Origin of the sequence: Chryseobacterium sp. Marseille-Q3244, from assembly GCF_940807095.1 — a bacterium.
In the GTDB taxonomy this organism is placed as follows: Bacteria; Bacteroidota; Bacteroidia; order Flavobacteriales; family Weeksellaceae; genus Chryseobacterium.
On record NZ_CALNWX010000010.1, the window covers coordinates 62,222 to 83,852 of the forward strand.

The 21,631-nt window shown below is 35.2% G+C and carries 23 protein-coding genes; 10 read left to right on the forward strand and 13 right to left on the reverse strand.

The window, feature by feature from the left end:
- Positions 1–31 precede the first annotated feature (31 nt).
- The gene (locus NBX25_RS17150) at positions 32–1,132 is read left to right on the forward strand and encodes a serine hydrolase domain-containing protein (RefSeq protein WP_250254517.1); all 1,101 of its coding nucleotides are present in this window, start codon (positions 32–34) and stop codon (positions 1,130–1,132) included.
- A 62-nt stretch (positions 1,133–1,194) separates the two neighbouring features.
- Here NBX25_RS17150 and NBX25_RS17155 read toward each other — a convergent pair whose 3' ends face one another.
- Together NBX25_RS17155 and NBX25_RS17160 are read right to left on the reverse strand one after the other, a co-directional pair.
- Positions 1,195–2,595 (reverse strand): MFS transporter, encoded by a 1,401-nt coding sequence (locus tag NBX25_RS17155; protein WP_250254519.1) that lies wholly within the window; start codon positions 2,593–2,595, stop codon positions 1,195–1,197.
- A 39-nt stretch (positions 2,596–2,634) separates the two neighbouring features.
- Complete coding sequence (locus NBX25_RS17160; protein ID WP_250254522.1) at positions 2,635–3,198, reverse strand: TetR/AcrR family transcriptional regulator; 564 nt, start codon at positions 3,196–3,198, stop codon at positions 2,635–2,637.
- Positions 3,199–3,346: 148 nt separating this feature from the next.
- Here NBX25_RS17160 and NBX25_RS17165 point away from each other — a divergent pair, with 148 nt between their 5' ends.
- The 3 genes from NBX25_RS17165 (at position 3,347) to NBX25_RS17175 (ending at position 5,376) form a co-directional block, all read left to right on the forward strand.
- Positions 3,347–4,015, forward strand: coding sequence for a hypothetical protein (locus NBX25_RS17165; protein WP_250254524.1), 669 nt, complete (start codon positions 3,347–3,349; stop codon positions 4,013–4,015).
- Between the two features lie 11 nt (positions 4,016–4,026).
- Complete coding sequence (locus NBX25_RS17170; RefSeq protein WP_250254525.1) at positions 4,027–4,422, forward strand: VOC family protein; 396 nt, start codon at positions 4,027–4,029, stop codon at positions 4,420–4,422.
- Between the two features lie 339 nt (positions 4,423–4,761).
- Positions 4,762–5,376: a hypothetical protein gene (locus NBX25_RS17175; RefSeq protein WP_123910277.1), complete on the forward strand. Its 615-nt coding sequence runs from the start codon at positions 4,762–4,764 to the stop codon at positions 5,374–5,376.
- A 2-nt stretch (positions 5,377–5,378) separates the two neighbouring features.
- Here NBX25_RS17175 and NBX25_RS17180 read toward each other — a convergent pair whose 3' ends face one another.
- Complete coding sequence (locus NBX25_RS17180; RefSeq protein ID WP_250254527.1) at positions 5,379–6,398, reverse strand: NAD-dependent epimerase/dehydratase family protein; 1,020 nt, start codon at positions 6,396–6,398, stop codon at positions 5,379–5,381.
- Between the two features lie 59 nt (positions 6,399–6,457).
- The gene (locus tag NBX25_RS17185; RefSeq protein ID WP_250254529.1) at positions 6,458–7,033 is read right to left on the reverse strand and encodes a Crp/Fnr family transcriptional regulator; all 576 of its coding nucleotides are present in this window, start codon (positions 7,031–7,033) and stop codon (positions 6,458–6,460) included.
- A gap of 130 nt (positions 7,034–7,163) precedes the next feature.
- Here NBX25_RS17185 and NBX25_RS17190 point away from each other — a divergent pair, with 130 nt between their 5' ends.
- Complete coding sequence (locus tag NBX25_RS17190; protein WP_250254531.1) at positions 7,164–9,536, forward strand: TonB-dependent receptor domain-containing protein; 2,373 nt, start codon at positions 7,164–7,166, stop codon at positions 9,534–9,536.
- Positions 9,537–9,680: 144 nt separating this feature from the next.
- Here the strand turns inward: NBX25_RS17190 and NBX25_RS17195 are convergent, their stop codons facing one another.
- The gene (locus NBX25_RS17195; RefSeq protein ID WP_250254533.1) at positions 9,681–10,076 is read right to left on the reverse strand and encodes a hypothetical protein; all 396 of its coding nucleotides are present in this window, start codon (positions 10,074–10,076) and stop codon (positions 9,681–9,683) included.
- On the reverse strand, positions 10,076–10,210 hold the full coding sequence (locus NBX25_RS24730; protein ID WP_262697020.1) for a hypothetical protein: 135 nt from the start codon (positions 10,208–10,210) through the stop codon (positions 10,076–10,078). Before NBX25_RS24730 ends, NBX25_RS17195 begins: the two co-directional genes overlap by 1 nt.
- 102 nt (positions 10,211–10,312) lie before the next feature.
- On the opposite strand from NBX25_RS24730, the gene NBX25_RS17200 reads away from it, so the two are divergent.
- The 5 genes from NBX25_RS17200 (at position 10,313) to NBX25_RS17220 (ending at position 14,212) form a co-directional block, all read left to right on the forward strand.
- Entirely contained in the window at positions 10,313–10,933 is a 621-nt protein-coding gene (locus NBX25_RS17200; RefSeq protein ID WP_123910267.1) for a TetR/AcrR family transcriptional regulator, read from the forward strand.
- Positions 10,911–11,399, forward strand: coding sequence for a GNAT family N-acetyltransferase (locus tag NBX25_RS17205; RefSeq protein ID WP_123910265.1), 489 nt, complete (start codon positions 10,911–10,913; stop codon positions 11,397–11,399). Before NBX25_RS17200 ends, NBX25_RS17205 begins: the two co-directional genes overlap by 23 nt.
- A 389-nt stretch (positions 11,400–11,788) precedes the next feature.
- Positions 11,789–12,988: a tyrosine--tRNA ligase gene (gene tyrS / locus NBX25_RS17210; RefSeq protein ID WP_250254534.1), complete on the forward strand. Its 1,200-nt coding sequence runs from the start codon at positions 11,789–11,791 to the stop codon at positions 12,986–12,988.
- 138 nt (positions 12,989–13,126) lie between these two features.
- A complete protein-coding gene (locus NBX25_RS17215; protein ID WP_123910261.1) occupies positions 13,127–13,675 on the forward strand; it encodes a hypothetical protein in 549 nt (182 codons plus the stop codon).
- A 96-nt stretch (positions 13,676–13,771) separates the two neighbouring features.
- A complete protein-coding gene (locus tag NBX25_RS17220) occupies positions 13,772–14,212 on the forward strand; it encodes a GNAT family N-acetyltransferase (RefSeq protein WP_123910259.1) in 441 nt (146 codons plus the stop codon).
- 352 nt (positions 14,213–14,564) lie between these two features.
- On the opposite strand, the gene NBX25_RS17225 is transcribed toward NBX25_RS17220, so the two are convergent.
- From NBX25_RS17225 to NBX25_RS17255, 7 genes are all read right to left on the reverse strand, one after another.
- Positions 14,565–16,076 (reverse strand): helix-hairpin-helix domain-containing protein, encoded by a 1,512-nt coding sequence (locus NBX25_RS17225; RefSeq protein WP_250254536.1) that lies wholly within the window; start codon positions 16,074–16,076, stop codon positions 14,565–14,567.
- A gap of 6 nt (positions 16,077–16,082) precedes the next feature.
- The gene (locus NBX25_RS17230) at positions 16,083–17,351 is read right to left on the reverse strand and encodes a PP2C family serine/threonine-protein phosphatase (protein WP_250254538.1); all 1,269 of its coding nucleotides are present in this window, start codon (positions 17,349–17,351) and stop codon (positions 16,083–16,085) included.
- 12 nt (positions 17,352–17,363) lie between these two features.
- Complete coding sequence (locus NBX25_RS17235; RefSeq protein ID WP_250254539.1) at positions 17,364–18,407, reverse strand: TerY-C metal binding domain-containing protein; 1,044 nt, start codon at positions 18,405–18,407, stop codon at positions 17,364–17,366.
- An 18-nt stretch (positions 18,408–18,425) separates the two neighbouring features.
- The gene (locus tag NBX25_RS17240; RefSeq protein WP_123910251.1) at positions 18,426–19,064 is read right to left on the reverse strand and encodes a vWA domain-containing protein; all 639 of its coding nucleotides are present in this window, start codon (positions 19,062–19,064) and stop codon (positions 18,426–18,428) included.
- Positions 19,065–19,145: 81 nt separating this feature from the next.
- The gene (locus NBX25_RS17245; protein ID WP_123910249.1) at positions 19,146–19,820 is read right to left on the reverse strand and encodes a TerD family protein; all 675 of its coding nucleotides are present in this window, start codon (positions 19,818–19,820) and stop codon (positions 19,146–19,148) included.
- A gap of 25 nt (positions 19,821–19,845) precedes the next feature.
- Positions 19,846–20,421 (reverse strand): TerD family protein, encoded by a 576-nt coding sequence (locus NBX25_RS17250; protein ID WP_250254541.1) that lies wholly within the window; start codon positions 20,419–20,421, stop codon positions 19,846–19,848.
- A gap of 183 nt (positions 20,422–20,604) precedes the next feature.
- Positions 20,605–21,630 (reverse strand): lysylphosphatidylglycerol synthase transmembrane domain-containing protein, encoded by a 1,026-nt coding sequence (locus NBX25_RS17255; protein ID WP_250254543.1) that lies wholly within the window; start codon positions 21,628–21,630, stop codon positions 20,605–20,607.
- Between the last annotated feature and the right edge of the window lies 1 nt (position 21,631).

The following is a 21,631-nucleotide window of genomic DNA, read 5'->3' on the forward strand; positions in this document are numbered from 1 at the left end:
ATACATATCTTTGTATAACAAATTACATGATATGATTACCAAAAAATTAATAACCTTCCTAATAGCTCTGCTGATTTGCAGTACTGTGGATGCACAATTACTCACCCAAAAAAACGAAAAGAAAATAGACAGCCTCATACTTACCGGATTTGGAAACCAAGATGAGCCGGGAGGTGTTTTTATGGTCGTTCAAAAGGGTAAAAGCCTTTATAAAAAAGCTTTCGGAAAAGCTAATCTGGAACTTGGTGTTACAATGACGCCTGAACATGTTTTCCAAATCGGTTCTATGACCAAGCAATTTACTGCTGTAGCTATTCTAATGTTGGAACAACAAGGAAAACTTAAGGTAAATGATCCCATCTCAAAATATATCACAGATTATCCTAATGGTGATAAAATCACGATTCATCATCTTCTTACCCACACTTCAGGAATTAAGGATTTTACAAAGATGAAAACTTTGTCTTCCATTGCTCAAAAAGAAATGGAACCCAAAGCTATGGTTGATTTTTTCAAAAATGAACCTGTTGATTTTGCACCAGGTGAAAAGTTCGATTATAATAATTCAGGATATGTTGTTCTTGGTTATATTATAGAGCTTACTTCAGGAGATACCTACGAAAATTTTATCAAAAAAAATATTTTTGATAAAATTGGGATGACCCATTCTTATTATGCTTCAGACCGAAAAGTAATTCCTCAAAGAGCTTACGGATATCATAAAAAAGAACATGGATACGTGAATAAGACTATTATTAGCTTCAGTGTTCCTTTTTCTTCAGGCTCACTGATGTCTACCGTTGATGATTTATGGAAATGGCAACAAGCTTTGAATCAAAATATACTATTAAATCCTCAACAAACTCAAAAAGCCTTTCAAAAATATAAACTTAACGATGGGGAAGAATTTACGTATGGCTATGGATGGCATTTGAAAGAAATCAACGGAACTCCGGATCGCGAGCATGGCGGAAGTGTATTTGGTTTCAAAAGCATGGGCGTTTATATTCCTGATGCAGATATTTATGTAGTAGGGCTAAGTAATTGTGATTGTCATTCTCCAACCGATATTACCCGGGATATTGCTAAAATAAAATTAAGTGAAATAAAAGCACCCTTAAAAAAGCCTTAAAACAAAACTCCAACGACGATGAATGTCATTGGAAAAATTAGCACCTGGATGATTCGGTGGATTTATCTTCGTCTTTCGGGAAGAACAGACTGAGGGACTTTAAAAATACACACAAGTACAATCGCCAAACATAGAATATTAATCAGTATTGCTATGGTAAAGGCATTATGATAATGCTGTATTAAAGGTTTTTCTCCCAATAAATAATAAAATACACTTCCAACAACAACAATTCCCATAATTGCTGCAATCTGCTGAAAGGTATTGTAAACACCGGAAGCATTTCCTATCAGTTTTTCAGGCATTCCGGAAAGCGCAATATTGGCCAGTGAAGGAATTACAGAACCTACTCCTAGCCCATGTAAAAATAATAACAGATATAACTGGTAAAATTCAATGGATCCATTGAAGAAAATAATCTGAAGAACCAAAATCAGTATAATAAAACCAAGTCCTGCCACCAGGGCTTTTTTTCCATACCTCAGGATCAGTTTCACTGAAAAAGCTGAAGCCAGGATAAAACCTAATCCCTGAAAAACAATTACTTCTCCAGCCCTCAACGGATTAATCATTAATCCATCCTGAAAAAATAAAGAGAGAATATAGAAATAAGAATCTAGCATAATAAAGAAGAAAGAAATAGCTACAATACCCAAATTGAAATTTTTAAAGTGTAACAACTCAAAGTCAATCAGATAAGGCTTATTATTTTTCAGTTTATCTTTCTGATTTTTTATAAAGAAGATTAAAATCCCCATAGAAACAGCCATGAGCAATATATTCGGAACAGAAAAAATTTTCTTTTCAGAAACAGTAAGTGTATAAGTCATGCTGAAAAGCCCTGCAGATAACAGCAAAACACCCCAGTTATCAAAGGATTGTTTTGTAGTGACTCTGGATTCTTCTAAGTTTCTTACACTGAAAAATAAAGCTACCAGACAAATAGGAATATTGATCAGAAAAATAAGTCGCCAAGGCTCTTCTAAAGTGGTTAGAGATGAAAAATATCCTCCCAGAAACTGTCCCAGGATTGTCCCGATCCCAATGGTAATTCCATACCAGCCCATGGCTTTAGTACGTTGTTCATGATCCGGAAATAAGATCTGGATCATAGAAAGAACCTGTGGGGCCATTAATGCAGCGCTTATTCCTTGGGCTAATCTTGAGATCATCAGCTGAACAGCGCCTTGTGAAATGCCACAGGTAATGGAACTTATCATGAAAAAGACCAAGCCGATAATGAAAACCTTCTTTCTTCCATATACATCACCCAAACGTCCACCAGTAATAAGAAAAGAGGCAAACCCGATAAGGTAAGCAGCAATCATCAGTTGCATTTCTCCGTTAGATGCCTGAATATCACGTTGTATGGAAGGTATGGATACATTGATGATAAAAATATCCATGATTGTCAGCAACTGACCAAACAGTATAACAAATAATTTCAAATAGTTATGTTTCATTTTTATATAGATATATCTATTTTTTAATTTATAAAAAAATTAAGGTAATAAACCCTGAATCATTTTTTTCACCATATCAAAAGAGTCATTTTTCTTAGTAATGGTGGAAGTTACTACCGCTCCTTCTATCAATAAAAATATATTTTCGATGATTAAATCAGGATCTGAGCATTGCTTTCCTTCACAATATTCATGCACAATCTCACGGATAATTTCTTTCTGTTTTTCTTTATGATTTTTTGCAAAACCGGATACTGCCGCATTCCCCTCTCCTATTTCAGAGACAATTTTAATGAAATGGCATCCTGCGAACTTTGATGATTGCTGTAGTTTTTTACGATAATCAATGATTGCTGATATCTTTTCTTTAGAATCAGAAAGATGAGCAATACTTTTCTCAAGACCTTCAAACCAATCCTGCTCTTCTTTGATTAAATAAGCCTGAAGAAGATCATTTTTGGATGCAAAATGATTGTACAGCGAACCAATAGCAATATCAGCTTCAGCAATAATCTGATTGATTCCCGTAGAATTATAACCTTGCTTATAAAATAATTCTGAAGCTACTCTGATGATCCTGTCTCGCACTTTTTCTTTTTTCATCCTGAAAATTTTAGCAAAGCTAAGTAAAAAATAGAGAAGTCTATCTATTTTTATTAATAAAGAATTTCTCTCTGTTCATTAAAATTCTTCTTCATGAATCATCATTATTGATAAAATAGCCCGATATTTAAGCTATAAAAGACAAGCCATGTTCAACATTTTCAAGAAGAAGAAAAAAATTAAAGCTAACCTTCATTCTGTAACCATTCCCGATCAGGCGTGGTCTAAAGTTTCGGAAGATAATGAAGCTATAAGATGGGTAAATCCACAACAATCTGCCTTAATTGTCCTTCATTTTTTTGATAAAGAACCTGATCTTCCTACGGCAAAAGATCTTGATTACCTACAAAAGTTTTATCGAAATATTGCAGCAGCATCTAATGGTGGTATTATTGAAACGGATATTATTCATATCCATAACATCCCTTGTGTAAAAACCATTATTAAATATCCCCAACAGGAAACAGGGATGATTTATATTGCTTCCATCACTATTCCTTTTGAAAATTGCAGTTATGTAATAAAAATTCAGGCTGATGAAATAGGAATTACAGGGATGAGAGATGCGCTTATTCTTGACAGATTACACAAAGCCGGAGAAGTCGAAATTGATGAAGAAAATATGAAAAACTGGTTCGGAGATCCTTATGATCCGGAATTTAAGCAAGGAACTTTAATGAATCAGTCTGAACTGGAAAAATACGATCACGAATTCCCTGAGCATCCACTTTCCATCACCAGATCTCTTCTTAGATCCATTGCTACAACAGTGATTTTCAAATCAGAAATAAAAGCGCTTCCTTCATTTAAAAAATAAATAACATCTCAATGAATTCATCCAATCCTGTAGTTTATTTTGAAATTCCTGTAAATGATCTTGAACGTGCAGAGAACTTCTATTCTGCTGTTTTCAATTTCAGTTTCGAGAAAGACATCATCGATCATTATGAGATGTCCTTCTTCCCTTTTGAAGAACAGAACAGTGGCATTACCGGTGCACTGGCTAAAGGCGATGTTTACAAACCTACCAAAGATGGGGTTATTATTTATTTTAAAACCGAAAGTATTGATGCTACCCTTGAGAAAGTTCTTCAACATGCAGGAACAATTCTCTATCCCAAAAGAACAGATGAGAAATATGGTTTTGCAGTGGCAGAATTCGAAGACTCAGAGGGAAACAGGATTGCTTTGCATGAAACAATGAGTAAGGAGGATGGAGACTGAGAGATGGAAGTTATTAAGTACATAAAAGAAAAAACTCCACTATTGAAACATTGAGCTATAGAAGTATTTTATAAAATAATTTATTACTTCTGTGTTAAATGTGAACCCCATAGGCACATAGGATTATTATCAATGACTGTTTTCGGTCAAAATAACTTTTGAAACGCTTTTGGCATCAAAAAGATCTATGTTTCTATGTGGTTTACAACTTCCTGCCTCGATCTTTCAGCTTACGTCCTTCAAAGGCATTCCATTCATCGCATAACATTTTTCAATCTATGTTTCAGCATATTTTGTATCTTTAATTACCATTTCAATAAAAATATTTGGTAATTCGTTATGACAGAAGAACTTTATTTCATCAAAACCAATCCAAATATTGCCAAAATCAATTTGTACAATAAGCTTTGTCGTGAAGAGGAAAATTTTCTGAGCTTTCTCCAGCCTGATGGAAGAGCAAGTCTTGAAATCATCAAGGATAAAGTAAAAGATTCTGTGGAAGAACTTAACAGACAAGAACTTTTAAATATTTTTTTATGGTTTAGCAAAGCTTACCCTTCTGATCATGAAGAAATAAAAACTCAGCTGTTTATCAATGGAATTGATCTTTTTTATGAAATTCAATCCCCATTACACACTGCAAATTTCCTACAGGTTCTTTCTGATTATGAAAAACTTTCTCAGGAAAATATGAATTATATTGTCAATGCTCAGAATTTTAATCAATTTCTGATCTACGGAATATTCCTTACAGAAATAATCAACAGGGAACAAGGTAAAGAAAACATTCTTTCTGATTATCTGAAACCTGATTACCCAACTTTATATACATTGGCAGAAAGTCATTCGGCATTAAAAAATATTGATGAAAAAAGCAATACAGATCTCCAAAAATACTTCAATGACCTGTATGACCTGACTAAATTTTATAAAGGTTCTATTATTCAGCTATAATTCTAAACTTCCTTTAAAAGTTCTGGATTCTTTAGTAAATAATCAAAGGCTTCCTTTACAGCCTGTTCAGGACTTTTTGGATTAAAACCCAATTCATTTCTGGCTTTGGAAATATCAAAATCCTGTTGCAATCCGGAAAACATTGAAATATCTTTCCTCGTCAATATCGGAGCTTTACCACTCAACTTTGCCGTGAATTCCATCAAAGCAGCAATCGTATAAAGAATTCCTTTGGGAACAGAATTGGGAACTTTTAATTTTAGATCCGGATATAGTCTATTGGCCAAAATCGTTGTATCGGTAATGGTCATGCATTTTTCATTGGCCAGAATATACCGTTCTCCAGAGCGTCCTTTTTGGGCTGCCAGATAACATCCTTCCGCAACATCTTTCACATCTACCCAATTCAGGGTAATCTTTGTATCTACGGGAATCTGTTTATTCAGAATAAGCTTTAGTACTCCATAAGATACATTTAAAGGCAGAAATGATTCACTTCCAATCATCGCAGATGGCATAACGGAAACAAGTTCTACCCCAAGCTTTGCTGCCAGTTCAAAAGCTAATTTTTCACCATCATTTTTAGAATTATAGTACATATCCCTACGATCCGGATTATACCCATTGCTTTCCTTTATGGGTAATTGAGTATAATCAAGTGCTGCAATAGAACTTACATAGACTATTTTCTTTACTCCAGCTTCGGCTGCCGCTTCAATAGTATTTCGGGTTCCTTTGATATTGACATCATAAATTTCTTTCTTAGGATCTTTAGCCCATAATTTAAAGGAAGCTCCTACTGCATAAAAGGTTTCTACTCCCTGAAGAGCTTTTACAAAAGAGGCTTTATCTGTAATATCAGCCTGCATCAGCTCGCAGTTCAGTCCTTCAAAAGGTTTTGTATTTTGGATATTGCGTACTGTTGCCCGTACTGGAACGCCTTGTTTCAATAAAAACCTGACTAAATTATTTCCTAAATGTCCATTAGCTCCTGAAACGAGGCTTAGATTATTCTTTGTCATTGCATTGATTTTAATGCAGCAAAGTTCATGCTCCTGCTTACGAAACCACTTGACTTTTGTTAGTTAATTATTTTTCTTCTGATTCTGCTCAGACTTTCCGGTTTCATCCCCAAAAATGAAGCAATATATTGAATAGGAACATGCTGAATAATTTCCGGATAATCCTTTAATAGTTTAACATAGCGTTCTTCGGCGTTCAACGTTGACAATTCTCTGGAACGGTTTTCATTATAGGCAATAGAATGCTGAAATACTGAAATACTAAAATCTTTCATTACCTGACTTTCAGCGACAAGATGATCGAGATCTTCTTTGCTAATTCTCAAAAGTTCACAGGCCGTAATGCACTCCACGCTATGATCAGAAACGGTTCTGTTGATAAAATGAGAATAAGAGGTGAAAAATCCGGGTGGACAATTGATATGTGTTGTTACTTCATTTCCGTTCTGATCCAGATAAAAAAGTCTGAGATACCCCGAAACAATATAATAAAGATAATTAGGAACCTTACCAGGCTCTTCTATCACAGTATTTTTAAAAAAAGATACAGGCTCGAAATACTGTTGAACCATTTCAATTTCTTTTGGAGAAAAATCATGGCTGGAACACATGTATTGTAGAAGCTTATCATGCATTGAAGTTGAGTTTATATCTATTACAAAAATAATCAAAAGAATACTCAAATATTTTTGCAAAGAAAAAAGATTTTTCACAGCCCCATGTAATATTCTCTGCAAAATAATTGTCTTGTATAAAAAGCTAAATATGAACCGTAAAATTATTCTTCTTTTAAGTCTTGTTTCATCTTCATTCGCATTGGCACAAAGTGTAGAAGGGACTGTTACAGACAAAGAAAATAAACCGATAGCGGAAACTGAAGTACTCATCACAAAAAATGATATTAAATTTTCTGCAATCACAGATGAAAAAGGTTTATTCAAAATTCCTTTGAAGGAGGATGGGAATTATCTACTTGAGATTATAAAAGACGGGGTAAAAACCAACAGTGAGAAAATTACAGTAAAAGGAAATGCAAGAAAGGACATTCAGATCAAGGATGAACCTGTGGTACAGAAAGTAGAAGGAGTAACCGTTACTGCAAAGAAAAAATTATTCGAGAGAAAAGTAGACCGTTTGGTCTTCAATGTTGAGAATTCTGTAGCATCTCAGGGAATTGATGCTATAGAAGCTCTCGCTAAAACACCTATGGTAAAAACCAGTGACGAAGCGATAAGTATTGCCGGGAAAAGTAATGTCGCTGTAATGATTAATGACAGACTCCTGAACCTGAATGGACAGGAACTTATCAATTATCTGAAGACAATCCGTTCTGATGATATTCTTAAAATTGAAGTTATTACCACACCTCCTGCAAAATATGATGCAGAAGGAAAAAGCGGACTCATTAATATTATTCTTAAGAAAAATGCCAATCTGGGCTGGAATGGTTCCATTCAGACCTCAGGAAATTATTTTTGGGGAAAACCTACCGTTTCTTCCAGAGGAGGTGCTACCTTTAATTATCAGGGAGAAAAGCTCTCATTAAGTACCAATCTATCAGCCGGAGATAACTATTGGCAGTATAATATTTACAATAATATGTCCGGTATCACCAATAACAATTACTGGAACAAAGATGGTGACAATCTTAATAATTACAAATACAAAAGCGGAAATATAAAGGCTGAATATAAGATCAATGATAAACATCTTTTCGGAATCAACTATAACTACTCCCATAGTAATCCTAAAGAAATAGGCGTAAGTGAATCGACCCGTTTCAATGGAAAAGAAATCATTACTATTTCTTCTGATTTCAACAACAGAAACAGCAGAGATGTTCATAATGCCACTGCATTTTATGAAGCTAAAATAGACAGTACAGGAGGAAAGCTGAATGTAACAGCTAATTTGATGCTGAATAATTCCAACGCGAGAAACTTCTCCAATACCTATACTCCGCAAGAAGTTTATACCATGGCTAATCCTATCAGTAAATACAGAATTTATTCAGGACAGGCTGATCTGGAAAAAACATTTGGTAAAATAAAAACAGAATCCGGGCTAAAGTATACAAAGATCAAAAATGATTCGGAGTTTAATTTCTTCGACATTATCAACGGACAAAATCAGCTTAATGCCGGTAAAACCAATACATTCCTTTATAACGAAGAAAACTATGCTGCTTATTTTTCAACCAACTTTAAGATCAATGATACATGGGATGCAAAGGCGGGACTACGTTACGAATACACAACACTGGAGGGTATTTCTATGAATGATAATATTTCCACAACGATCAAATATGGTAAATTCTTCCCCACGGCTTATTTAAGTTATAAGCCTAATGAAAACAATTCTTTTTCACTAAGCTATTCCCGCAGAATTTCACGTCCTTATTTTGGAAATCTGAATCCATTTAAGTATTTCACCTCCAACTTTGAGTATACTACCGGAAACCCGTATCTGCTCCCTTCATTTTCGGATAATTTTGAATTCGGATATGTTTTGAATAACAAATTCAACATTACGCTGTATCACAGTTACAATAAAGACAGCTGGGACAGAATTCAGATGATAGATGAGAATTATAGATACACCATTGCTAAGAATTTCTATAATGAAAATCAAACCGGAATCAATATCAGTTACAACTACAACAAATTGAAGTGGATGGAATCTAATATTTTTGTTAATGGCTATTATACCAAAGCAAAATCTTATGACCCATCTATTCTGCCTGTTCCTCCAGGATATAGTGCCAATATCAACATAGACAATAGTTTCTTCCTCAATAAAGATAAAACAGTGACTTTCTTACTGGGATTTTGGGGAAGCCTTCCTAATAGAGATGGAAATACCTATTACTACACCAATTCTTCATTGTATACAGGGCTAAAGTTGAGTTTTATGGATAAAAAACTTCTTGTCAACCTTTATTTGAATGATGTACTGAATACCAACCGTGAAAAAGGAATCGAGTATTATCCGGATTACAATATTGATTACCAATACAAAGGAATAACCAGAAACGTTCATCTTTCCCTTACTTATAAATTCGGAAATAACAATGTAAAAGGAGCTACAAAACAGGTGAAATTTGAAGACTCCAACAGAGCAAATGGTGGTAATAATTAAGACCCCATTCTCTTTAGCATAAAAAACAAAAAACAGGATAAAAACAATAACCCGCGACCGGCAGTTCCTTTTCAATAAGGTTCTGCCGGTCTTTTAAAATAATCTGCATTTTAAATAAAACTTTGTGTCAAATTCAAAAAAGCTTCAAATCTTTAATATTGATCCAATGTACTCCACCCCTTTTTTTAAAACAGAAAATGATCTGATCTTAAAAAAGTAATACAACATTCCTCCAAGAAAATAGGATAATACATCAAAAATATCCCCTGTGAATAAAGGTGAAAGTTTCGGGCAAAGGATTTCAAACAAAAAAGATAGATATAAAATGGATGTGAGGACAAATTTAAAATCCGGTTTCCAGTGAAATCCCAACAATGAATTCATGATATATTCTATCAGATAACAGTACATCGGAATGGTAATAAAATCAGTAAAATGATTATTGATAACAGGAATGAAAATACCATTCTTTCTCAGCAGGATCATCACTGCCCAGGCAGCCACTCCCAACAAAAACCAATATGAAATCTGCTTTTTCATCACATGTGCAGTACGGCCATGATAAATCCGATGATAACCTGAAGTACTTTGGCCATGATATCCTGAATATCGGTTTCATTGTTCTTTTCACTCTTTCCAGCAGCCTCGTAATCAAACTTTTGTTTTCCTTCCATTGTAATAAGATTTGATATAACAAATATACCTAAATTAGAACAATTGTTCTAATTTTTAAAATATGATTTATTACCAGCCTTTATTATTCTTATCTTTGAAAGATGAGCACAAAAGAAAAAATTTTGTTCAAGGCACTGGAACTCTTTAATGAAAAGGGATACAACAATATTACAACAAGGCATATTGCAGCTGAACTTTCCATCAGCCCGGGAAATCTTCATTACCATTTCAGGCATTCTGAAGACATCATCAAAATCCTATTTGCTGAGCTTACCCTTAAAATGGATGAACTACTGAACAAAATGAAGGCAAAAGAAAACAAAACATTGGAAGATCTTTACATTTTAACCTCTTCTACTTGTGAAATTTTCTATCATTATCGGTTCATTTTTGTCAATCTTGTTGATGTATTAAAAAAAATCCCGGAGGTTGAGGCAAAGTATGAAGGAATTAATTTTAGCAGAAGAGAGGAGTTTCAATTGATCTTCACCGATCTTCAAAAAAACAATATTTTAAAAAAGGATATTCCTGATTTTATCATCAATAGTCTTACCGAACAGATTTTTATTCTAGCAGACAACTGGCTTACTCACAACAGACTGATCTCAAAACTGAATAAAAAAGCCGCTATTGAGTCTTACACCCTTTTACTGATGAATCTCTTCTATCCTTTACTCAATAAAGAACAGCAAAAAATTTATGAAAAACAGTACATCCAATAATCCAATCACCATCAGAAAATCAAACCAGGAAGATCTTTCTGAGATGTTGCTGCTTTTTAAGGATACTATTACAGCTGTTTGCAAAGAAGATTACAATACAGATCAGCTGGAAGCCTGGAAATCCGGATCAGAGAATACAAAAAGATGGCTGAACGTCATGGAAGAACAATATATTCTAATTGCTGAGTCCGAAAATAAAATAGTTGGTTTTTGTACCCTTGACCAGGGAAATTATATCGATTTGTTATTTGTTCATAAAGATTATCAGCATCAGGGAATTGCTTCCCAGCTCTACCACCTCATCGAGGAAAAGGCTTTAGAGCAGGATCAAAAATTACTGACTGCTGAAGTCAGCAAAACGGCAAAACCTTTTTTTGAAAGGATGAATTTTAAGGTCATTCTGGAACAAACAGTGCATGTAAAAGGGATTGATATCATCAATTATAAAATGGAAAAATACTTATAACATGATAAAAAACATATAAGCGTATTTTTAAGAATTTGTGGCACAAAATTAGCTTCAGAAATGGCAAGTAAAATTGTTTTGAACCATTATTTTAGACCATTAAGATACGTAAATGGTTAAGTTTTTTCTTTAAAAAACAAATCTTGTTATAACCACTACACTACATCTTAATGGTTTAAATATTGGAACTTCAGGAGAAATCCTATATATTTACAATATTAATGAAACACTTAAACAGCATATTGCGTCTTCCATTCTTCAGTGAATATTACACTCCGGGCTATCGTTCGGGAAGACTTTCTATATCTGTATTCTAAATTAAATAATCTAATTAACATATAGAGCCCGGACAGTATTGTCCGGGCTTTTTTCATTTAAAACTATTCAACATGATTAATACATTACAAGAAAATGTCTCTATTATCCTGCCTGAAAACGGATTGGAAGAGAAATTAAAACAAGCTAAAGAAGAAAATCGAAAACTTTCTATCAAATTAGGGTTTGATCCTACTGCTCCTGATTTACATCTGGGACACGCCGTTGTTCTTAAAAAACTGAAGCAGTTTCAGGACCTGGGCCACCAGGTTATTATTGTAGTGGGAAGTTTTACCGCAAGAATTGGTGATCCTACCGGAAAGAACAAAGCAAGAAAACCATTAAGTACTGAGGATGTTCAGCATAATGCACAGACTTATATCAATCAGCTCTCGAAGATTATTGATGTTGAAAGAACAAAGATTGTCTTCAATTCTGACTGGCTTGACGCATTGAATTTTTCTGAGGTGATTCAACTGCTATCAAAAGTTACGGTTGCACAGCTGATGCACAGAAATGATTTTAATAAAAGATTTACAGAAAATACCCCTATTGCCATGCATGAATTGGTATACCCTATTCTTCAGGGTTTTGATTCTGTAAAAATTGAGTGTGATATCGAAATGGGAGGCACCGATCAGCTTTTCAACTGTACGATGGGAAGACAACTACAGGAGGTTCATCAGATGCCGGCGCAGATTGTAATGTGTATGCCGCTATTGAAAGGATTGGACGGAAAGGAAAAAATGAGCAAGTCTTTGAACAATATTATCGGATTAACTGATGAACCGAATGAAATGTTTGGAAAAACCATGTCTATTCCTGATGCATTAATTGATGAATTCATCGACCTTACCACTGATTTTTCAATGGAAGAGAAAGAGAGCTTAAAATCAAAAATAGAAAACGGTGAAAACCCGATGAATATAAAAAAACTCGTGGCTAAAAATATTATCCGTCAATACCATAATGAGGAAGCCGCTGAAAATGCAGAACTGTTCTTCAATAACCAATTTCAGAATAAGAATTTTGAAGAAAAAAACTTTGATCCTGTTTCTATCAGCGTACTGAATCATGTTCAGCATAAAACAACTATTCTTGAACTTTGTCATCAGTTAAAAAAAGACCTCAGCAAATCTGCAGTTCGAAGACTTATCGAAAGCGGCGGTGTGCAGATAAATTCTGTTAAAACCATAAATCCGGATGAGGAAATAGTGTTGACAAAAGAGGTCAAAATAAAGATCGGTAGAAGAAGCTTTTTTGAATTGGTCTAAAATAAGAGATTGAATGCCGGAAGTATAAAGAATTCTAAATTCAACAACTATTTCCGGTATTCCTCATCTCTCTAAGGTGATCTTTTTATTTCCAAGTCTAATTAAATCAATATCTTCGCCTCCAGAAATAAAAAAGTAATGACGCAGGCTGAAATCCTTACCCTGATTGATGAAGAATTATCCACAGATCATATAAAAACTGAACTTAGTCAACAAAAGATTGTCTGGATAGATCATTTGGGTACTGAAAATTCAGTGTCACCCCACCAAACAGCGATCAATAAAGATGGGATTATTGCCTGGTGGCAATGTAATGAAGCGGGAAAAGAAAAGGTTCATATCAGACTGAAAAAAAAGAAACTGCTTACATGGAAACCACCTATTAATACCTTGGGACAAGCAATTTTCCGGGATGGTCTTTTGTATTTTCATGAAAATTATCTTATCATTAAGTATAAAGATACTTATTATCAGAGATTGTTTATTTTTAATATCGAAACTTTAAAGGATGAAGAAATCCTTATCAATGCACTTACCATCCAGGTCAAAATAATAGAAAATGAGTTGTTTTTAGGAGGTCTTTACCCGGATGAAGAGTTTATAAAAATCACAATGTATCCGGATCGCATTGAAAAAGAAAATATTAATGAAGCATATCTTCAACAAAGAAATATTACATTTGATTAAACTTTAAATCAAGTTCAGGAAATATTGTTAAAGATAGGTACTTATTAATTTTTCCGGTCAGGGAAAGTATGGCCTGAAATTCGAATTAAAAAAACTATGAAAACTCCACTTACTTATCAAAAAGCTACAGAAAAAGATATTGATTATCTCCTTGATCTGAGAACCAAAACCATGGTTCCGCACTATGCAGAATCTAACCTTCCTACAGACCAGGAAACGACACTTCAACGGATCCTCTATCAGTTTGACAAGGCCTCTATTATTTTTCTGGACCATAATCCTATTGGGCTTTTGAAAATAGATCGAGCAGATACCAATATCGATATATTACAGCTTCAGATTGATCCCAGCCAACAAGGCAAAGGATTAGGAAGAATGATCCTGGCTGATATTTTAGAAGAAGCTTCTGCAACAGGAAAAACGGCTTCTTTAAGTGTTTTAAAAACCAATAAGGCTCAGCATCTATATTCGAGTTTAGGGTTCAAAATCGTAAACGAAGATGAGCATTCTTACTTCATGAAGTTCTCTCCTTTTTAGCACAAATACTTTACACTAATAATCTTATGCAGAAAGCTTTTAACTTAAAGTTTTTTAAGTGTGAAAAGAGCTTTTGTGATTTTTATGGTTGATTTTATTTTCCCACAGATACGGATTTTCACAGATAATTGTACAAAAAATCTGTAGAAATATTTTACTCTCGTTGATTGAGCAGATGATTGTGTAAAAATCTGTAAGAGTATAAAAAAATAGAGGTTTGGTCTAAAGCCATTGGAGTTGGGTAAAATATAAAAAAGCGGGCTAAAGCCCACTTCTATTGAATTTAAATACTTTCATTTTATTGTTGAGGTTATATTTACTGCTTCATCTCCTCGCTTTCTGCCTAATTGAACTACTGATTTGCCATTGTTACATAGATTAATCTTCCTCCATCTTCTGCAGACAACAATATTTTCTTTCCATCAGTCAGTTCAACCATAGATCCCGGCGGAATTTCTTTCTGTTCTGTAATATCTTTCATACCTGATAAACTTTGATTGACCAATACCCATTTTCCTTGATGAAATGTAAAATATCCTACAGGTATTTTATCCTGCATAGTCAGGTTTTCATTTCTAATCACCTTCCTTGAAACATGCCATTTGAACAAATATTGATTATGGTACACCATCAATCGGTGGTTTTCAGGTTTCCAGACCTCATCATCAAATCTAAAGTATAAATCAAGAACCGGAAGTGTTCCCTGATGTGGAGTTCCGCAGAAAGGACATTTCGGATTGCTGGTATTGTCAAAGACGTACCATTTTTCAGTACATTCCGGATTCTTACAAGGCTGTATCAGATCTACTGTTTTCAGCAAAGCTGTTTCCCATTCGTTGGCAGTGGGGCGCCTGATCGGATCATGTAATCCCTCTATAAATGTTTTTCTGAACAAATCTGTAATATACGGACCTGTTACGGTATAAGGGTTCTTTTGCGGATCGCCCCAGAAAACATCCCATTTCCTAAGATGATCGGCTCTTACATTATTGGAAGGATCATTAGGATGTTCTACAAACAGTGCTTTTTCACCCATAGATATGAGTTCATCCTTTTCAGAATCCAGATCCCAGATCTTTCCGCCTCGAAGAGGGTGTCTTCTTAACAGATACATGTAAATCAAAACTGCAAGAGCATGCAAATCGGTTTTTTGATTAGGCAGATGTCTTCCCGGATCCTGAAGTCCCAAATGTTGGGTCTTTAAAACTTCAGGAGCTATAAAATCTGCCGTCCCTATGACTTCCGGTGGAAATAATTTGGGGACAACAAGACCATCAATATCAATAATACAGGCTGATTTGGTTACCGGATCTACTAAAATATTGTTATAAGACAAATCTGAATGAGCTAATCCCATCTGATGAAGCTTCTTTACTCCTCGGCTGATATTAATGGCAATCTGAAAATAGCTTAACCAGTCCCCAAGTTCAGACTGATCCAGCCTCAGTGGATACTGCGGATTTCTAAACATCGGAGCTGTAAACCATTTTCCTACTTTATCTTCACCCTGAATATTATCAGAACCTACATATCCTTTAGCAAAGAAAAATTTTTGATTGTAAATAGGAACAATAATTCCAGTCAGCCTATCTTTTTCAACAATATCATAAGGCCATCTGAATATTTCATTTAGAAAATATTCTGCAGCATTTCCATTTTGTATACTTTGAAGATAAATAGAAACAATTCTCATAATTCTTTCCTTCTGCCCCTCATCCAATGGATTTCTATAAAAAGCAACTACATACTTCCTATCCGGCGAGAAATAAACATCTTTTACTCCACCCTGAATGGGTTTTTCATCTACATACTCATAGGACTTGGCTGCATCCAGAACAGAAACAACCTTAATGGTATTTTTCATATTGAATTAATAAATTATGGCTAGTGTACGGTCGTCATGATTACCTTTGCTCCAGAAATCAGTCCAATGCAGAAGCTGTTGAGCAATCTTGGCATCATTGATAAAGTCTACCTTAGCAAGATCATCGTTATCTCCGTTAAGATCATTAAAAAACATTTTCCAGCTTTCTGTATCTTCCAGTTTGTTCTCTGTAAGGAATTTCGGATCATAAATACCGTCTGTCATGAGCACCAGATATGAAAAATCTTCAACACAAGTCATCCTGAAACGGGAAGCAATATGATTATTGAAAATTTCCTTCATCGTCATAAAACGGGTACCACCACTGAATTCTCCCACATCCATAGTATTCAGAAGTTCTACCGCGGAAAAATCTGTATTGATGAGGTTAATTGGGCAGTCTCCTACTCCGAAACTCAGGATAACATATCCAAAACTGAACTTTTTAACCAAAGCAAAAATAAGAGTAGCATGAAGATCATTAATGGAGAGGTTATTTTCTGCAGCGGTTTTTTCCAATGTGTTATGAACGTATAAAACCCCTTTATACAGAACTCTTATTACATTTTCTTTCGCTTCATCCAGTTCTTTTTGCAAATTTCCTGGGGTATAAATGATAGTGATATTATTTTCAATTTCATTTAAAACATCCGGATCACTTAAAAACTGATTGATAGAAACTGTTGCCAGCCTTGAACCTTCCCGTGCCATTACAGCAGAACCGGCACCATCAGAAACGGAAATAACATTCCATTCTGCAAAAAGTTTATTCACAGCAAAATCATCTTCTCTGAATTTTCCTTCATGAGCATGAGAACGGCCCCTTTTAGAAGCTACAACAATTTTTTTGTCTGAAAATGTACCCTGAAATGAAACCTCATCTTCTTTATAAAAATCGGCATTTCTATCACTTGGAATACTCTTCCATAAATCTTTGGGATCAACATTAACCAATAGCTGAACTCTCTTAATCTCAATATTCTCTCCATCCTCGATGTGGAAAAATTCAATATCCAGATGATAAAGATTATGGGCCACCGGAATTCCGGAAATGCTGTTATTTTCAAACATAAGACCGGTTTCTTCTAAGCTGTTGATAGTTTTAATCCTGATATTTGGAAAATCAGACATTCCAAAGCTGAATTCATAGAACTTCCCTGAATGGGCATGTTGCAATACCCAGTGAGCTTCTTTAAATTCTTCTTTCTCTTTATAAATTGCCCCTTTTCCCATAGGCTCTTTTCCGGTTCCGAAATAAAATGAAGGTATTTTCATGGCTCATATGATTTAACCTAACGTTCTATTGATATCAAATCCTCCCCCGGAATATCCGTAATAATCTGAAGTTCCACACCAAGGGCATTTATTATATCCTTCTCCTTGCAGGCAATGAATTCCACCGCAAGAGCAGGTGGCAAGAGCAATAGGATTGGCACATTGCGGACATGAAGTTCCGCCCTGAAGTTCTTCTATTGAAATTTTCAGATGACTCCTTTGTGCAGAAGACAGCCTGTAATAGGATTTTTCATCAATTTTATAAGCTCCTTCCAATTTATAATATCTGGTAGACATCCCCGGAATACTTGATTCCCCGAACGTTTTTTTAAATTTCATCAGATAGAGCTTGTCCGTCTCTGAGCATTTACCATTCAAAACCACAAAATTATTATCTGGAAAACGCTGCTCCATCTGTGGATCTACCTTTTCAAGAATAACAGAATCAATTTTGGAAAGATTGATTCCTTCTTTTTTTGCTTCAGTAACACTTTGGCTGGTTGTTTTAATAGAATCTGTTACCCATTTGAAGAATTCTTTATATGAATTTTCATCTGTATTATTGAAGAGTAAAACGTTATCCGCCAATGAGCCTAAAAGCCTATAATTGGTATTTTCCCCTATAGAAACGGCAATGGTATTAGCCTTTCCATTGTACTTGGTATTCCATCTTTCGATCGCTTTAGTCGCATCATCCGTTGGAACACCGTCTGTAAACAGAAAAACAATAGGTTTCCAGTCACCTTTACGGTCATAAGTTGTCTTTACTACATCCTTATCAATACAATCCATAATTTTAATCAACCCCTGGGACAATGAGGTTCCGCTTCCAATCGGAATTTTAGGCGGATAAAAACTGATAATATCCTGCAGTGGCGTAATCACTTCAGCCTCTCCGGCAAAACCTACCACGGAAATATAAACTGTTTCCAGTGAATACGGATCTTTTTTCAGCTCTCTGACGATATTGGAAATTCCTTCCTGCACCTGCTCAATTGGATCTCCTACCATAGATTCGGAGACATCGATCAAAAAATAAATGGGTAGCCTTCTCATATCTGTAAAGACATTTTTTTAAATAATAATAGTAAGCTCCGACGGTGGCGGAGGCAATGTTACATGATCTGCTGTATTTTGTGAATGCCCACCTTGTGTAATAGAAGAACTCACCCATTTGAAAAAGGAAGAAAGGGTAATAGCATCTGTAGTATCAAGCTTTACGACATGATCTGTAAGTTCCTTAAGAAACTGCTCATCAGCTTTGGGACCTGCTGCACAACCTACAATACCGCCAAACTCAAGACCTCTAAGCACAGGAATCATTTGTCTGTATTTCTGAATATCAGAAGGTTTTCCGTCTGTAAATATAAAAAGTAACGGCTGCCAGTCCCCTTTTTCATCAGCAGATCCTTTTACAACATCTTTCTGAACAAGTTCAGCTACCATTTCTAGCGCTGCTCCCGTATGGGTGGGGCCACTATCCGGACAGGTAATCTCCATGGGATAAAAATTGGCAAGAGCAGTTAACGGAATAATATTCTTAACCTCTCTATCAAAGGTTATGACACTTAAATGAAGGCTTTCCATCGCTTGCGGATCTGTACGAAGCATGCTGATGAGTCCATTGAAGCCGTTGTTCAGCGCCTGGATGGGTTCCCCGTTCATGGAACCGGAAGTATCCAGTAAAAAATAAGCTAATAATCTTCTGGTCATAAGGCGGTTATTAATTCTGAAGCCGGCGGAGGAAGTCGAAGACTTCCCAGCCGGCTTATATGTTGAATAGAAATTTACAATCTAGTTTGAATATGAGTACTGCTGTCTCAGAATATCAATAAAGTTATCCGTATTGTGAGGTTCTCCTACTGCACGGAACTTCCAATCTCCATTATGACGATAGGCCTCTGCAAAAACCATTGCACACATTCCGTTCATACTTGAATCTCCGGAAAGGCTGTATTTTGTAATTTCTTTACCTGTAGCATCCACGGCACGGATAAATGCATTTTCAATCATTCCAAAGTGTTGGTTATTGGTTCTTCCCTGGTAAATGGTAACCAAAAACACAATTTTCTGATAGCTTTGATCCAGCTGATCCAATTTTACAATGATCTGCTCATCATCTCCATCTCCGGCACCGGTTCTATTATCTCCCGTAAGCCATACATTTCCACTCGGATGCTGCATAGAATTGAAGAAAACCACATCTCCCTGATACAATCCCATCTGTCTTCCGTCATTGGTCTGAACCGTTCTTCCCAAATTGGCAACCTTTCCGCTACCATCCAGAAGAAATGCTACTGCATCAAGATCATATTCAGCTTCCTTATTAAAAAGTTTCCCAAAGAAACCTCCTTGTTTTCTTACATCCCATCCTAAACCGATCGTTACTTTCGAAAGGTCATAAACACTTTCTCCACGGTCATTTTTTCTTAAATCAATCGTTTGACCTTTCTGTAAATTAATTGCCATAGCTATTGTTTTGTGTATTTAATGTTTATTTGATGATTTGTCCTTTATAATATTTTTCAAGGAAGAAGCCAAGATCTGCTCTGTATCCGATTCCTGAAGCTTCAAACTTCCAGCTTCCGTTTCTTTTATACAGTCTTCCGAATTCTACTCCTGTTTCAATGGAAAAGTCTTCATCCAGTTCATATTTTGCAATCTCCTGGTGAGTACTGTTATCTACCACTCTGATATAAGAATTTCTTACCTGTCCGAAGTTCTGTTTTCTTCTTTCAAAGTCTTCAATAGTTACCACAAAAAGAATTTCCTCAACTCTTGAATCTACTTTATCAAGATCAATAATGATTGCCTCATCATCATCCCCGTCACTGTTCTTTCCACTTGGATCATCTCCGGTATGGGTAAGAGCTCCATCCGGTGAATTTAAATTATTATAAAAAACAAAATATTCCTCGCTTACTAATTTTCTTTCAGAATCGATCATAATTGCTGAAGCATCAAGATCGAAGTCGTAGCCTGTCCCTTCATTAGGATCCCAACCAAGTCCTATCGTCATTTTAGTCAGTCCGATCTCGATCTTTTGTCCTTTCTGTAGATTAATTGCCATAGTATTTTATGTTATGAATTATTTTTTCCATTAAGATAGATTTGATTTACGAACTGACCAAATTTATTTGCTAAAAATAATGGATATAAGACAAGTAAGTCTAATTCCTCCCTTGAAATAAAAGACAATAAAAAAGGTCCAATTAAAAAACTGAACCTTTATATCATATAATTGTTGAATTAATTATTTAAAAACCTTTTCTGAAGCAGCTTCATTTCTTGCTTTGGCTAACATAGGAATAGAAATAAGTCCCATTACCAACATAATCACTATCTGAAGCGGTAAAGAAATAAAAGAATAGGTCAGCCCCATTTCACCACCAAGGTCAGCACTTTTCCCTACTGAGATAAAAAGAGCCATAAAACCATATTTCATCGCCAGATTATAAGCACCTATCCCACCACTCGCCGGAATAATCATTCCTAATGTTCCTACGACAATAATGAAGAAACCATCTGCAAAGGTAAATGCAGAAGTTTCAGGAAGTGCAAAACACACCAGATAAGCTGCAAAATAATAGGAAATCCAGATTCCCAGTGTATATAATATAAATTTCCCTTTTTGTTTTAATTTGAAAATAGTAGTCAGTCCCTGAAAAATCCCATCTATAAAATTGACAATCTTACCTAGAAATGGAATATTTGCCAATCTCTTTTTAAAAGCAAAAAACAAAACCGTACCTCCAATTAATACAGAAAGAACAAGTAAAATTTTGTTAGGATTAATAGTAACTCCTGAATTTTCATAGAATGACAAAATAGCTTCATATTTAAACAATAATGTCAGCCCGAGAAAACCAAGCATACAGATTAAATCTACCACTCTTTCCAGAATAATTGTTCCAAAAGATTGGTCTACAGGTACTTTTTCTACACCATATAAAGCGGTAGCTCTTGCCAGCTCTCCACTCCTTGGAATTGTCAGGTTCATTAAATATCCAAATGAAATAGACCAAAGTGAGTTTGAATTGGAAATGCTATGTCCCATCGGTTCCAGCATCAGGTTCCATCGAATCGCTCTGAACCAATAAGCAAGAAGGCCAAAAACAGAGGCAAATAATACCCAAAGATAATTAGCTTTAGCCAATGACTGTTGAATCACTTTAAAATCAAGTCCCCGTAAGGCAAGCCATAAAAAAAAGCCTGCAAAAGCAAGCGATATTACTATTGTAAGTATTGATTTTAAAAGATTTTTTGATGTTTTCTCCATG

What these genes read in the sequence shown, in the direction of transcription:
- NBX25_RS17175 (WP_123910277.1), top strand. Translation starts at nt 4,762, where the DNA reads ATGACAGAAGAACTTTATTTCATCAAAACCAATCCAAATATTGCCAAA.
- NBX25_RS17150 (WP_250254517.1), top strand. Translation starts at nt 32, where the DNA reads ATGATTACCAAAAAATTAATAACCTTCCTAATAGCTCTGCTGATTTGC.
- NBX25_RS17190 (WP_250254531.1), top strand. Translation starts at nt 7,164, where the DNA reads ATGAACCGTAAAATTATTCTTCTTTTAAGTCTTGTTTCATCTTCATTC.
- NBX25_RS17245 (WP_123910249.1), bottom strand. Translation starts at nt 19,820, where the DNA reads ATGGCAATTAATTTACAGAAAGGTCAAACGATTGATTTAAGAAAAAAT.
- NBX25_RS17160 (WP_250254522.1), bottom strand. Translation starts at nt 3,198, where the DNA reads ATGAAAAAAGAAAAAGTGCGAGACAGGATCATCAGAGTAGCTTCAGAA.
- NBX25_RS17155 (WP_250254519.1), bottom strand. Translation starts at nt 2,595, where the DNA reads ATGAAACATAACTATTTGAAATTATTTGTTATACTGTTTGGTCAGTTG.
- NBX25_RS17250 (WP_250254541.1), bottom strand. Translation starts at nt 20,421, where the DNA reads ATGGCAATTAATCTACAGAAAGGACAAAAGATCGAGATCGGACTGACT.
- NBX25_RS17205 (WP_123910265.1), top strand. Translation starts at nt 10,911, where the DNA reads ATGAAAAACAGTACATCCAATAATCCAATCACCATCAGAAAATCAAAC.
- NBX25_RS17220 (WP_123910259.1), top strand. Translation starts at nt 13,772, where the DNA reads ATGAAAACTCCACTTACTTATCAAAAAGCTACAGAAAAAGATATTGAT.
- NBX25_RS17225 (WP_250254536.1), bottom strand. Translation starts at nt 16,076, where the DNA reads ATGAAAAATACCATTAAGGTTGTTTCTGTTCTGGATGCAGCCAAGTCC.
- NBX25_RS17255 (WP_250254543.1), bottom strand. Translation starts at nt 21,630, where the DNA reads ATGGAGAAAACATCAAAAAATCTTTTAAAATCAATACTTACAATAGTA.
- NBX25_RS17180 (WP_250254527.1), bottom strand. Translation starts at nt 6,398, where the DNA reads ATGACAAAGAATAATCTAAGCCTCGTTTCAGGAGCTAATGGACATTTA.
- NBX25_RS17170 (WP_250254525.1), top strand. Translation starts at nt 4,027, where the DNA reads ATGAATTCATCCAATCCTGTAGTTTATTTTGAAATTCCTGTAAATGAT.
- NBX25_RS17235 (WP_250254539.1), bottom strand. Translation starts at nt 18,407, where the DNA reads ATGAGAAGGCTACCCATTTATTTTTTGATCGATGTCTCCGAATCTATG.
- NBX25_RS17215 (WP_123910261.1), top strand. Translation starts at nt 13,127, where the DNA reads ATGACGCAGGCTGAAATCCTTACCCTGATTGATGAAGAATTATCCACA.
- NBX25_RS17165 (WP_250254524.1), top strand. Translation starts at nt 3,347, where the DNA reads ATGTTCAACATTTTCAAGAAGAAGAAAAAAATTAAAGCTAACCTTCAT.
- NBX25_RS17230 (WP_250254538.1), bottom strand. Translation starts at nt 17,351, where the DNA reads ATGAAAATACCTTCATTTTATTTCGGAACCGGAAAAGAGCCTATGGGA.
- NBX25_RS17200 (WP_123910267.1), top strand. Translation starts at nt 10,313, where the DNA reads ATGAGCACAAAAGAAAAAATTTTGTTCAAGGCACTGGAACTCTTTAAT.
- NBX25_RS17185 (WP_250254529.1), bottom strand. Translation starts at nt 7,033, where the DNA reads ATGCATGATAAGCTTCTACAATACATGTGTTCCAGCCATGATTTTTCT.
- NBX25_RS17195 (WP_250254533.1), bottom strand. Translation starts at nt 10,076, where the DNA reads ATGAAAAAGCAGATTTCATATTGGTTTTTGTTGGGAGTGGCTGCCTGG.
- NBX25_RS17240 (WP_123910251.1), bottom strand. Translation starts at nt 19,064, where the DNA reads ATGACCAGAAGATTATTAGCTTATTTTTTACTGGATACTTCCGGTTCC.
- tyrS (WP_250254534.1), top strand. Translation starts at nt 11,789, where the DNA reads ATGATTAATACATTACAAGAAAATGTCTCTATTATCCTGCCTGAAAAC.
- NBX25_RS24730 (WP_262697020.1), bottom strand. Translation starts at nt 10,210, where the DNA reads ATGGAAGGAAAACAAAAGTTTGATTACGAGGCTGCTGGAAAGAGTGAA.